Genomic DNA, 11,558 nt, shown 5'->3' with positions numbered 1-11,558 from the left:
GCTCCTCCTTGCCGATCAGTTGACCTGTTACCCATGTCGCCGGTCTATTCTGTTACCTATGTAGCCGGTTAGGACCGCTGCGCCCCCTCCCCTTGTGGGAGAGGGCCGCTCCGCCGCCAGCAACAAGCTCGTTCGGGCGAGGGGTTGCCTCCATGAGCACCTGTGCCTGTGGAGAGAACCCCTCATCCGGCAGCCTGCGGCTGCCACCTTCCCCCACAAGGGGAGAAGGTACTTCTCAGGCCGCCGTGAAGAACGGCAGTGGCGCGCCATCGGTCGGCTTCCACACCACCTTCACCTTCTGGCCGATCCTGATCTTGTCCAGGTCGCAGTCGACGATATTTGTCTGCAGCGACGGGCCTTCCTTCAGCGTGACATAGGCGATCGCGTACGCGCCGGTCGGCGACTTCCGCATCAGGCTGTAGGTATAGACGGTCGCCTCGCCCGAGCTCTCTTCCCACACCGTCTTGTCGGAGAAGCAGAACGGGCAGATCGACCGCGGAAAGTAATGCGGCTCGCCGCAGGCGGTGCAGCGCTTGATCAGGAACTTGCCCTGCTTGGCCGCTTCCCAGAACGGCGCGGTTTCCGGGTTGGTCACCGGCGCATTGTATTTCTTCGCTTCAGTCATCACACGCGCTCCAGAATGCAGGTCGAGGCGGCGTGGCGGACGCCGAGCAGGCCGCCGGTGCCATGCGCGATCGCCAGATCGCAATTCGGCACCTGCACCTTCGGATGCGCTTCGCCGCGGAGTTGCCGGACGGCCTCGAGGATCTTGGTCATGCCGCCGCGGTTGACGGGATGGTTGCTGCAGAGCCCGCCGCCGTCGGTGTTGAACGGCAGTTTGCCGACGCCCGAAATCAGGTTGCCGTCGGCGACGAACTTGCCGCCCTCGCCTTTCTTGCAGAAGCCGAGGTCTTCGAGCTGCATCAGCACGGTGATGGTGAAGCTGTCGTAGATCGAGGCGTATTTGATATCCTTCGGCGTCACGCCCGCTTCCTCGAAGGCGCGCGGACCGGACCACACGCCGGCGGAATACGTCAGATCGAGATCCTTGCCGCCACGCGGGCCCTTCATCGCTTCGCCATGGCCGATCAGGCGCACCAGCGGCTTCTTCAGGCTCTTCGCGATTTCCTCCGTGGTGACGATCATCGCGCCGCCGCCGTCGGTGACGACGCAGCAGTCCATGCGGTGCAGCGGATCTGAAATCATCGGTGAGTTCAGGACGTCCTCGACTGTGACGACCTCCTTCAGCATCGCGTGCGGGTTGTATTGCGCGTGATGGGATGCGGCGACCTTGATCCAGGCGAGTTGCTCGCTGGTGGTGCCGTAATCGTGCATATGGCGCATGGCACACATGCCGTAGGCGTTATGCGTGGTAGCTCCGTAGGCGGATTCGAAATCGGCCTCGGCGCCGGCGGCGCGCGGCGGCATCACGCCGGTGCGCGGCTTGCCGGCGAGCGTCACCAGCGCGATCGAGCATTTGCCGGCAGCAATCGCTTCGGCTGCGTGACCCAGGTGGATCAGGTAGGAACAGCCGCCGGTCTCGGTGGAATCGACGTGCCGCAACTTCTTGGTGTTGAAGCCGAGATAATCGACCATCGGCCAGAGCCCGCCGGGCGCATCGCCGGCGAGGAAATAGCCGTCGATATCGTCCTTGGTGAGCCCCGCATCCTCGATCGCGCCCTTGGCGACCTCGGCATGGAGCTGCGCGGTGGATTTGTCGGGAGCATGCCGGGTGGGATGCTCATAGATGCCGGCAATGTAAGCCTTGCCTTTGATGGTCAACTCGTTCTCCGCTGGCGTTTCTGGTGCGAGCGTTTTTCTGGACCGTCAGGCAGGCCTTGGCAAGCGCGGAAATATTCCGTGCGGCGAGAGGGAGGGCGTAGCCGCCACACGCATCAGACCTCATCCTGAGGAGCCGCGTAGCGGCGTCTCGAAGGATGGCCCTGGGCGACAGCCGGGCCTCATGGTTCGAGACGCGCTACGCGCTCCTCACCATGAGGAGTAAGCAGCGGCGCCGTGGCCCGACGCTACTCCGCTGCCATTTGCCTCGGGGCCGGCGGCGGGTTGGCGAGGTCGGCGGCGAGTTGGGCGTAGCGAGCTTTTGCGTCCTGCACCGCCTTTTCCTTCACCGGGCCGTAGCCGCGGATGCGATCGGGCAGCGAGAGCAACTCGACAGCGGTGTCGACCGTGACCGGCGACAACAGGCCGAGCACGGTCGCGACGTCCTTCTCGTAGCCTGCGATCAAATCGCGCTCGAGCTTGCGGTCGGCGCTATAGCCGAAGAGGTCGAGCGGCGTGCCGCGCAGGAAGCGCAGCCTGGCCAGCACGCGGAAGGCATTCAGCATCCACGGACCGAAGGCGCGCTTCTTCGGGCGGCCCTGGGCGTCGACGCCGCGCGCCAGGATCGGCGGCGCGAGATTAAAGTTGAACTTGAAATCGCCTTCGAACTGCTCGCGGAGCTGGTGCTCGAACCGGCCGTCGGTGTAGAGCCGCGCCACCTCGTACTCGTCCTTGTAGGCGAGCAGCTTGGCATAGTTGATCGCAACCGCCCGCGTCAGCGCTTCGCCATAGCCGCCCTTGGTGGCGGCATCGCGCACCTGATCGACCAGCTTGCGATAGCGTTTTGCCAACCTGCTACTCTGATACGCCGTGAGATGGGCGCTGCGGTGGGCGATGATCTCGTCCAGCGTCATGGCATCCAGCGTCTTCGGCGCGACCGGCTCGTCCTGGTCCTTCATCATCGCGGCCAGCCGCACCGGATCGGCGGCGGCAAGACGGCCGAGCTGGAAGGCCTCCTTGTTCATCTTGATCGAGACGCCGTTGACCTCGATCGCCTGCTCGATCGACGCCGCCGACAGCGGCAACAGGCCCTTCTGATAGGCGTAGCCCATCATCATGATGTTGGTGGCGATGCTGTCGCCAAGCAGGGCTTCGGCCGGCCTGGTGAAATCGAAGAAGGCGGAGTCCTGGCGCAGTGCGTTCTCCAGCACCGAGTTGACCTTGCGAACCTGGAAGTTGAAGTCGCGGTTGAGGATGAAGTCCGCGGTCGGGATCACATGGCTGTTGATGATGCCGGCGGTGCGGCCGGATTCGCACAGCGTGATCGTCTCCTTGGACGCCGCGACCACCTCGTCCGCGGCCAGCACGAGATCGGCGGTGCCGGTGACGATGCGCGAACAGGTAACGTCGGCCGGGTGATCTGATAGCCGGACGTGGCTCAGCACCGCGCCGCCCTTCTGCGCGAGGCCCGACATGTCCAGGATCATGCTGGCCTTGCCTTCGATATGAGCGGCCATGCCGAGCAGCGCGCCGATCGTCAGCACGCCGGTGCCGCCGACGCCGCCGACCGCGATGTTATAGGGCCGATCGAGTGACGGCCGCACGGTGGGCTCCGGCAGGTCACCAATGGCGCCGAGATCCGGCGGCGCGCGGCGGCGCAGCTTGCCGCCATCGACGGTAACGAAGGACGGGCAGAAGCCCTTCACGCACGAATAGTCCTTGTTGCAGGTCGACTGGTTGATGGTGCGCTTGCGGCCGAACTCGGTCTCCAGCGGCTCGACCGAGATGCAGTTCGACTGCACCGAGCAGTCGCCGCAGCCCTCGCAGACGGCGGGGTTGATCAGCACGCGGCGCTGCGGGTCCTCCATCAGGCCGCGCTTGCGGCGGCGGCGTTTTTCAGCGGCACAAGTCTGCACGAACACGATCGCGGACGTGCCCTTGAACTCGCGGCACGCCTTCATGACGTTCTCAAGCTCGTCGCGATGGGCGAGCTTCACGCCGGGCGCGATGGTGCCGGCCGGATAGGCGTCGGGATTCTCGGAGACGAGGTAGATCTCGCGAATGCCTTCGGCGTGGAGCTGGAAGGTGATCTGCTGCGGCGACAGATCGCCGTCGTGACGCTGGCCGCCGGTCATCGCGACCGCGTCGTTGTAGAGGATCTTGTAGGTGATGTTGGCCTTGGAAGCGACGGCCTGCCGGATCGCCAGAATGCCGGAATGGAAATAGGTGCCGTCGCCGAGATTGGCGAAGATGTGGTTCTCGTTGGTGAACGGCGCGATGCCGACCCACGGCACGCCCTCCCCGCCCATATGCGTGAAGGTCTCGGTGTTGCGGTTCATCCACAGCGCCATGAAGTGGCAGCCGATGCCGGCCATCGCGCGGCTGCCTTCCGGCACCTTGGTCGAGGTGTTGTGCGGGCAGCCCGAGCAGAAATACGGGACGCGGGCGATCGGGGATGTCGCCTGCATTTGCGTCGCCTGGCGGCCGTTGAACCAATCGGCCTTGGCGCGCAGCATCTCGGCGATCTCAGGGTTGAGATTGAGCCGAAGCAGGCGCTCGGTCAGCGAGCTCGCGAGCGAGGCGACGCTGAGCTCGGCAGCGAAAGTAAGGAAGCGCTTCTCGTGCTCGTCCATCTTGCCGACGATGCGCGGGCGGACGTCGTCGCGCCAGTTGAAGAGTTCCTGCTTGACCTGGTTCTCGACGATCTCGCGCCGTTCCTCGACGATGAAGATCTCCTCCAGGCCGACGGCAAAGTTGCGCACGCCTTCCGGCTCCAGCGGCCAGGGCATGCCGATCTTGTAGAGGCGGATGCCGATCTTGGCGGCGATCTCCTCCGTGATGCCGAGTTCGCGCAGCGCCTGGCGGATATCCTCGTAGCTCTTGCCTGAGGCCATGATGCCGTAGCGCGCGTTCGGCGAATCCATGGTGATGCGGTTGACCTTGTTGGCGCGGGCAAAAGCGATCGCCGCATAGCCCTTGTAGTCCTGCAGGCGCCGGTCCTGCTCGAAGCGGTCGTCGGGCCAGCGGATGTTCAGGCCATCAGGCGGCAGTTCGAAATCGGTCGGGATCACGAATGGCGTCATCTCGTCGCTGAGGTCGATCTCGGCCGTGGTCTCAACCGTCTCCGTGATCACCTTCATGCCGACCCAGCAGCCGGAGTAACGCGACATCGCGATGCCGAGCAGACCCATCTCGATCATCTCGTGGATGCTGGACGGATAGAGATAGGGCATCAGCGCCGAGATGAAGGCGTGGTCGGACTGGTGCGGCACAGTGGAGGATTTGGCGCCATGGTCGTCGCCGGCCAGACACAGCACGCCGCCATGCTTGGCGGAGCCCGCCGCATTGCCGTGGCGGAACACGTCGCCGCAACGGTCGACGCCTGGGCCCTTGCCGTACCAGATGCCAACCACGCCGTCGTAGTTGGCGCCGGGCGAGAGGTGGAGCTGCTGCGAGCCCCAGACCGCCGTGGCAGCCAAGTCCTCGTTCACGCCAGGCTGGAACTTGATGTTGTACTGCTCAAGATGGTGCTTCGCCGCAAAGAGCTGCTGGTCGTAACCGCCAAGCGGCGAGCCGCGATAGCCGGAGATGAAGCCCGCGGTGTTGAGGCCGGCTGCACGGTCGCGGCGGATCTGCGCCATCGGCAGACGGACCAGGGCCTGGATGCCGGTCAGAAAGATATGGCCGGTGCCCTGAGTATACTTCTGGTCGAGACTGATCGGACCTTGGTTGATTCCCATCTAAGCCCTCGTAATCCTTGGTCGCAGCGACTGATTTTAGCTAGTCATCCAAGCGCCTTAGAACCAGTCTATGTCGGTTTTCAAAGGCCGCGCAGCACAATTCTGTGCTGAAACAGCTCGCTTTCGAAGTTCGCAATTTCGTGCCTGGAATGACCGGGTTTGTTTTCGCTTCGTGCGCCGGAGGGGTGTTGCGCGAAACGCCGTAAGGTACCCGGAAGGCCGACAGCAGGTTGGCGGATGCAGGCATGGCGTCAAACGGCCGGCGCGATTCTCGCTCAAGTGTTTTTGTGCAGTGCATTCTTCTTCGACGAAGACGTGCAGCACGCAGGGACCGGGAACGTCAGGGAGCGCTCGCGAGTTGTAACTTAGGCTAACGGAGGAACCCCAATGGCATACCAACCGAATGACCCTGACCGCAGCAATATGACCGAGGACGAGATCCGCCATCAGGCGCGTCTCAACAATCTGGACAATGAGTTGCAGCCGGATCCGGAGCTTGCCGAGGGCCCGGCCAGTGGTGCGAAGATCGCGATGTTCGCGATTGCGATCGCGGTGGTGCTTGGCGCAGTGTTCTATGGCCTGAACAACACGTCCGTTAACAATGCCGGCACGACGCCGCCATCGCAGAGCGCGCAGAACCAGCCGGCCAACCCCGCATCTCCATCGACCACGCCGAAGGCCAACACCGAACCCGGCACGACGACGGGCGCGGCGACTAACCGCCCGACACCACCGCAGTCGAATCCGACCGGCCAGGAGATCGACCGTTCGGCCAAGCCGGACAGCAATAAGTAAGAGGTATCGACACTCTCGAGGCACGGCGGGCATCGATCCGCCCGCCGTGTTTCTTGTGAGAACTGCTACTTGAACATCTTGTTGAGCTCGCCGCCGGGATAGCCGTGGGCGAGTTCGGTGAAGGTCCCCTGCTCCGCCATCTCGCGTGCGGCTTTCATGAAGCCGGCCCAGGCGTTGCGCGCCAGCGATCCGCCGACGCTGATGCGGCGCACGCCGAGATCGGTCGCTTCCTGCAGCGACAGGCCGGAGGCGCCGATCAGGAGATTGACGGGCTTGGGATGCACCGCCTTCACGACCGCCGCGATCTCGTCCCTCGTCTTGATGCCGGGCGCATAGAGGCAATCGGCGCCGGCGGCGGAATAGGCTTGCAGCCGCTCAATGACGAGATTGAGATCGTTCCGTCCCCACAGGAAGGCCTCGCAGCGGCCGGTGAGCAGGACGCCGCTATCCTCGGCGTCGATCGCCTTGCGCGCGGCCTTGATGCGTTCGACCGCCAGGCTGGAGTCGTACAGCGGCTTTGCCGCATCGCCGGTCGAGTCCTCGATCGAGAGTCCCGCAACCCCTGTCCTGACGCCGCGGGCAACGTTGGTTGCAACGTTGTCCGGCTCTACGGCAAAGCCGCCTTCGAAATCGGCGTTGACGGGCAGATCGACGGCGGCGCAAAGCGCCGTCAGATGGCCCACGACATCATCGACCGTGACGCGGTTGTCTGCCTTGCCGATGGTCCAGGCAAAGCCGGCGCTGGTGGAGGCGAGCGCCTTGAAACCGAGTTGCTGCAGTGCGCGGGCGCTGCCGACGTCAAAGGGATTGGGCAGGATGAAGCAGCCGCTCTCATGCAGCTTCCTGAACGCAGCGCGCTTCTCGGCAATCGTGACCGGCATGTTTGCTCTCCTTTCGATGATTGGTATTGCGAGCTAGTGCGGCTCATGAACGGCACGGCTGTCCCTGGGCGCCTGCGCGCGATCGTTCATGCCGTAGTCGCGGATCACACTGGCGATCCGGATCCGGTAGTCCTCAAATATGACCGCGCGGCCCTTCGCCTGAGACCTGCGATGTTCCACCACATTGCGCCAGGCCTCGACGGCGGCTTCATTGCGGAAGAACGATATCGACAGGAACTTTCCCTTCTCGGTCAGGCTCTCGAAGCGCTCCACGGAAATGAAGCCGTCAATGCTCTCCAGGATCGGCCGCAACTCGGCGGCAAGATCGAAATATTGCTGCCGAAGTTCGGGCTTCGGCCAGACCTCGAAGATCACGGCAATCATCGGCACCTCCCTCGTTCCGGAAGGCGACAGTCTACAACGTAACCGGCCGCAAAAAAGTCCGCTCTTCGGCCAGGATGAATTTCTGTTCCTCGGCGAAGTTGAAATTGGCCATGCCTTCGGCGTCCTCGCGCAGCCGTGCGCGATAGGCCTCGTAGGCGGCAAGGCTTTCGAACGAGATCAGCGCAAAGGCGATGTTGTTGGTGCCCTCATGCGGCATGAAGTAGCCGATCAGATCGCCCCCGCATTTGGGAATGATGGTGAGCCAGCGCCTGGAATATTCCTCGAACTGCGCGCGTTTGAAGGGATCGAGCTCGTAGCGGATGAACGCGGTGATGGTCATGGGTTGCTCCCACAGCTTGCGTCGTTGCGGGCGAAGGCGGAAGCATCCGTCCGCGCACGCGGAATGATGGACCGCCTCGTCGCCACCGGTGCGACACCTCGCACCGGTGCGACACTTCGATCAGGTTGCGCGAATGATAACGCCTTGCTCGACGCTAATGCTTCGGCTAAGATCGAAGTATGAAAGCTGGTCCTGACATCGCCATGGTCGCGTCGCTGGTCGGCGACCCTGCGCGCGCCAACATGCTCACCGCGCTGTTGAGCGGCCGGGCACTTACCGCGAGCGAGCTTGCGCAGGAAGCTGGCATTACGCCGCAGACCGCGAGCTCGCATCTGTCCAAGCTCGAAACTGGCGGGCTGATCGAGCCGGAAAAGCAGGGCCGCCACCGCTATTACCGCCTCACCGGCACCGACGTCGCAGGCGTGCTGGAGGGGCTTGCGGGGCTTGCCGCGCGCGCCGGCCACATGCGCGTGCGCACCGGGCCGAAGGACCCCGCGCTCCGCCGCGCGCGGATCTGCTACGATCACCTCGCGGGCGACCTCGGCGTTCAGATGCTCGACAGCATGAAGAAGCAGCGGCTGATCCGGCAGAGCAAGGACGCGATGGAGCTGACCGGCGAAGGCAAGCGCTTCATCGCGAAGGCGCTGCAGATCGACGCCGACGCGCTACTCCATCCTCGCCGCCCCGTATGCAAGGCGTGCCTCGATTGGAGCGAGCGGCGGCATCATCTGGCGGGCACGCTGGGCGCTGCGATCATGGAGCGCTTCACCGAGTTGAAATGGGCGGCGCGCGACACGACGCCGGGCAGCCGCGTGGTGAATTTTTCGCGGAACGGCGAAAAGCGATTTGCTGCGCTATTCGGGACTGGCGAATAGCGGCACGCGAGCGCAGCGAAGAACTGGGCGCCGTCATTGCTTCGTCATTTGCACCGGCAAATGCTGCAGAACGCTAACTTGGTAGCAGGTTTCTTTGCTCCACGGTAAGAAGTAACCGCTCCGTTCACATCGCATTCAGCCCTGGAAACTATGCTCCGCGACAAGTGATGCGGCGTCTGCGACACTCCAGCGCGGCGAATCACTGTCGCATTCGAGTGCGGCGAGAACTCAATGGGAGAAAAAGAATGAAGTATGTTCTGGCGGCGGCTGTCGTTGCGGCTGGCATGGTCGCGAGCTTCAGCTCCGCAAACGCGGCGGGCGGTTGCGGCCCCGGCTTTCACCGTGGTCCGTATGGCGGTTGCCGACCCAACCGCGCCGTCTACGTGCGGCCTGCACCGAGAATGGTGGTGGCGCCTCGCGTCTGCCCCCGCGGCTTCATTTGGCGCCATGGCCGTTGCCGGCCTTTCTAAACTTGTCGTTAAAGCGTAGAGCGTTTTCGAGCGAAGTGGACTCCGGTTCGCATAGCAATCAAGTTTACGCAGATTGCGTAGACTTATCTGCGCAGAAAACGCGTCAAAACTAGAATCTAGAGCTTCGGATCTGATTCCATCAGAACCGAAGCTCTAGTCGAACAAAGCTCGGCCAATCAGATGGCCGAGCAGAGCGCGCTAAACTTTAGTGGCCAAACGATAGTGGGCAGGGACTGCGGCTCGCGGTCCCTGCCCTTTTTCGATTAGTGGGCCTGCTAGACTAGATTGGCCTCACCAGCGACGCCCGTGCCGACGGTGCCAGTGGCGATGGCGATGGCGCCAGCCCCGGTGAGGATGCCAGTGGCGACGATGTCCATGACCTCCATGCCCATGACCGCGATGCCCGTGACCGCGATGCCCGTGACTGCCATGCCATTGCACCTGTTCGGGCTTGAGCTTTTCAACTTCATCGCCGGTGGAAACCGCAGGATGGGCATCCGGGCTGGAAGGCCGCCGCGCGTCTTCGCTTAGTGGCATCATCGCCGCGGCTTGCGCGGTTGCAGCAAAGGTTGCCACACCTGCGGCAGCGCCCAATGCAATCTTCAAAAAGTGGCGGCGTTCCATGAACATTGTCCTTTTCTTGCTCAGCATGTGATGCTCGAACAGTGTCGCCGCCGTGAGATGAATGCCCGCTGAACTTTGCGCGTGCGCTGGGCGCGACAAAAAGCGCCGCGGCAATCGCGCGCGCCTCTGCATCCGCGGACTCGCCACGATCTTTTTTTGCCGGCACGATGCGACCAAAATGGACGCTCGGCGTTAACCGGGTCAGCTCCAATTCCGAAGGAGAACGCCATGGCGGCAAAGGCGCGACCGACTCCAGACGGGTTTCACACCGTGACGCCTTATCTTATCGTGGAGGGTGCCGAGAAGATCATCAGCTTCCTGGAGCAGGCGCTGGGTGCCCGAAAGCACCACGAGCCGACCCTGCGGCCCGATGGCACGATCATGCACGCGACGCTCAGGATCGGCGATTCCATGGTGATGATTGCCGATGCCTGCGAGCACGCCAAGGCCATGCCCGCCATGCTCTATCTCTACGTGCCCGACGTCGACACCGCCTACCGCTGCGCCATCGAGGCCGGCGCGACCTCGATCATGGAGCCGGCGGACCAATTCTACGGCGACCGCACCGGCGGGGTGAAGGATGTCGCCGGCAATAGCTGGTTCTTCGGCACACACATCGAGGACGTCGCACCCGACGAACTGAAGAAGCGCGCGACGGAGATGTTCAAGAACCAGGGCAAGGCGGCGTAGGCGCGACGCGGCGATCAGGCCGCAATCTCCTCCGCCAACACCAGCACCTCACGCGTGCGCGTGACGTCAGGCCAATCGCGATTGAAGTCGGCAATCAGCCGTTTCATCTCCTCGCCGTTGACCGCGCGCTCGAGTGAGGTCTGATCGGCAAACTGATAGGTCGCCAAATGCTGCGACGGATCCGTCGCGCTCCAATACCGCCACGCCTTCTGCGCCTGGAACGATTTCAGCGCATCCGGCAAATGCTCGCGCGAATACCAGGCATCGAACGCGGCACGTTTCGCGGGGTCGGTGACGGTGGCACGGACGATGAAGAGAGTGGTGGGCATGTGATCCTCCGGCGGGTATTCGCTCCAAGGATAGCTCGTTATTGTGCCGACGACACCTGTTCACAAGTCAGCGCATCACATCAGTTTCTTGGGCGCATCACCGACCGGCCGAAGATGGATCCTGCCGATCAGTTGCAAGCGGCGCGCCTCGGCGGCGGAGATGGCGCTGTCGGTCTGTCGCAATGTGCTGACATTCGATCCCAACGACACGATCCCGCCCAGCACCATGGCGATCGATCCAAGTGCTGCGACCTGACCTAATCCAAACAGGCCGACGAGTGCGATAAGCAGCAATGTGATACCGCCGGCAATCGCTGCCTTGGAAGCCCGAATGAACTTCCGACATCGTTCGGCGCTCTCGGCAAGCTCCTCGATCCGCGCTTCGATCTCTGAAATCTCGTCTTCTGGATCGACTTCGGTCATGGGTTCAAGATCGAGGGGGTTGGTCGCGAACCGACTATAACCCTAGGGCAGACCAACCACTGCCCAATCCACCGAAGTTCTCTTCAAGAAAGACGGCGTGTTGCGCTTCGCTCAGCTGTCTTACCTTGTCTATGGCCGCCGCACCGTTGCCCCTAGGCTGTGTGGACTCTTGGGATTCTCAAATCAGACGGAACGTGATTCAAGGCTTTCTTTTAGGAGGAAGCCTTG

The 11,558-nt window shown here is 63.1% G+C and carries 13 protein-coding genes; 4 read left to right on the top strand and 9 right to left on the bottom strand.

Annotated elements, in window-relative coordinates; translation table 11 throughout:
• Window positions 1-235: 235 nt before the first annotated feature.
• From AC5ZGW_RS43645 to AC5ZGW_RS43635, 3 genes are all read right to left on the bottom strand, one after another.
• On the bottom strand, window positions 236-625 hold the full coding sequence (locus AC5ZGW_RS43645; protein ID WP_130230348.1) for a Zn-ribbon domain-containing OB-fold protein: 390 nt from the start codon (window positions 623-625) through the stop codon (window positions 236-238).
• Window positions 625-1,782, bottom strand: a complete 1,158-nt coding sequence (locus AC5ZGW_RS43640; protein WP_130230346.1) for a thiolase family protein — start codon at window positions 1,780-1,782, stop codon at window positions 625-627. Before AC5ZGW_RS43640 ends, AC5ZGW_RS43645 begins: the two co-directional genes overlap by 1 nt.
• A gap of 245 nt (window positions 1,783-2,027) precedes the next feature.
• The gene (locus AC5ZGW_RS43635) at window positions 2,028-5,519 is read right to left on the bottom strand and encodes an indolepyruvate ferredoxin oxidoreductase family protein (protein ID WP_130230344.1); all 3,492 of its coding nucleotides are present in this window, start codon (window positions 5,517-5,519) and stop codon (window positions 2,028-2,030) included.
• Window positions 5,520-5,906: 387 nt separating this feature from the next.
• Between AC5ZGW_RS43635 and AC5ZGW_RS43630 the strand changes: the two genes are divergently transcribed.
• Window positions 5,907-6,314, top strand: coding sequence for a hypothetical protein (locus AC5ZGW_RS43630; RefSeq protein ID WP_130230342.1), 408 nt, complete (start codon window positions 5,907-5,909; stop codon window positions 6,312-6,314).
• A gap of 65 nt (window positions 6,315-6,379) precedes the next feature.
• Here the strand turns inward: AC5ZGW_RS43630 and AC5ZGW_RS43625 are convergent, their stop codons facing one another.
• Genes AC5ZGW_RS43625 through AC5ZGW_RS43615 form a run of 3 tightly spaced genes read right to left on the bottom strand, consistent with a single transcriptional unit; the run spans window position 6,380 to window position 7,919 of the window.
• Complete coding sequence (locus tag AC5ZGW_RS43625; protein ID WP_130230340.1) at window positions 6,380-7,195, bottom strand: isocitrate lyase/PEP mutase family protein; 816 nt, start codon at window positions 7,193-7,195, stop codon at window positions 6,380-6,382.
• 33 nt (window positions 7,196-7,228) lie between these two features.
• A complete protein-coding gene (locus tag AC5ZGW_RS43620) occupies window positions 7,229-7,579 on the bottom strand; it encodes an antibiotic biosynthesis monooxygenase family protein (RefSeq protein WP_130230338.1) in 351 nt (116 codons plus the stop codon).
• 31 nt (window positions 7,580-7,610) lie between these two features.
• Entirely contained in the window at window positions 7,611-7,919 is a 309-nt protein-coding gene (locus AC5ZGW_RS43615) for an NIPSNAP family protein (protein WP_130230336.1), read from the bottom strand.
• Window positions 7,920-8,098: 179 nt separating this feature from the next.
• Between AC5ZGW_RS43615 and AC5ZGW_RS43610 the strand changes: the two genes are divergently transcribed.
• Both AC5ZGW_RS43610 and AC5ZGW_RS43605 read left to right on the top strand, forming a co-directional pair.
• Complete coding sequence (locus AC5ZGW_RS43610; protein WP_028164064.1) at window positions 8,099-8,794, top strand: ArsR/SmtB family transcription factor; 696 nt, start codon at window positions 8,099-8,101, stop codon at window positions 8,792-8,794.
• 245 nt (window positions 8,795-9,039) lie between these two features.
• Window positions 9,040-9,264 carry a GCG_CRPN prefix-to-repeats domain-containing protein gene (locus tag AC5ZGW_RS43605; protein WP_080663701.1) on the top strand — a complete coding sequence of 75 codons (225 nt, stop codon included), beginning with the start codon at window positions 9,040-9,042 and terminating at the stop codon, window positions 9,262-9,264.
• A 275-nt stretch (window positions 9,265-9,539) separates the two neighbouring features.
• Here the strand turns inward: AC5ZGW_RS43605 and AC5ZGW_RS43600 are convergent, their stop codons facing one another.
• Window positions 9,540-9,695 carry a hypothetical protein gene (locus tag AC5ZGW_RS43600; RefSeq protein ID WP_165435590.1) on the bottom strand — a complete coding sequence of 52 codons (156 nt, stop codon included), beginning with the start codon at window positions 9,693-9,695 and terminating at the stop codon, window positions 9,540-9,542.
• Between the two features lie 421 nt (window positions 9,696-10,116).
• On the opposite strand from AC5ZGW_RS43600, the gene AC5ZGW_RS43595 reads away from it, so the two are divergent.
• Window positions 10,117-10,578 (top strand): VOC family protein, encoded by a 462-nt coding sequence (locus AC5ZGW_RS43595; RefSeq protein ID WP_130230334.1) that lies wholly within the window; start codon window positions 10,117-10,119, stop codon window positions 10,576-10,578.
• 14 nt (window positions 10,579-10,592) lie between these two features.
• Here AC5ZGW_RS43595 and AC5ZGW_RS43590 read toward each other — a convergent pair whose 3' ends face one another.
• Window positions 10,593-10,907: a DUF4286 family protein gene (locus AC5ZGW_RS43590; RefSeq protein WP_130230332.1), complete on the bottom strand. Its 315-nt coding sequence runs from the start codon at window positions 10,905-10,907 to the stop codon at window positions 10,593-10,595.
• Window positions 10,908-10,982: 75 nt separating this feature from the next.
• A complete protein-coding gene (locus tag AC5ZGW_RS43585; protein ID WP_130230330.1) occupies window positions 10,983-11,330 on the bottom strand; it encodes a hypothetical protein in 348 nt (115 codons plus the stop codon).
• Window positions 11,331-11,558: the final 228 nt, after the last annotated feature.

It is taken from the genome of Bradyrhizobium sp. Crot121 (genome assembly GCF_059512385.1).
Note: the sequence above shows the minus strand (reverse complement) of the source record. Positions and strands in the feature narration are given on the sequence as shown.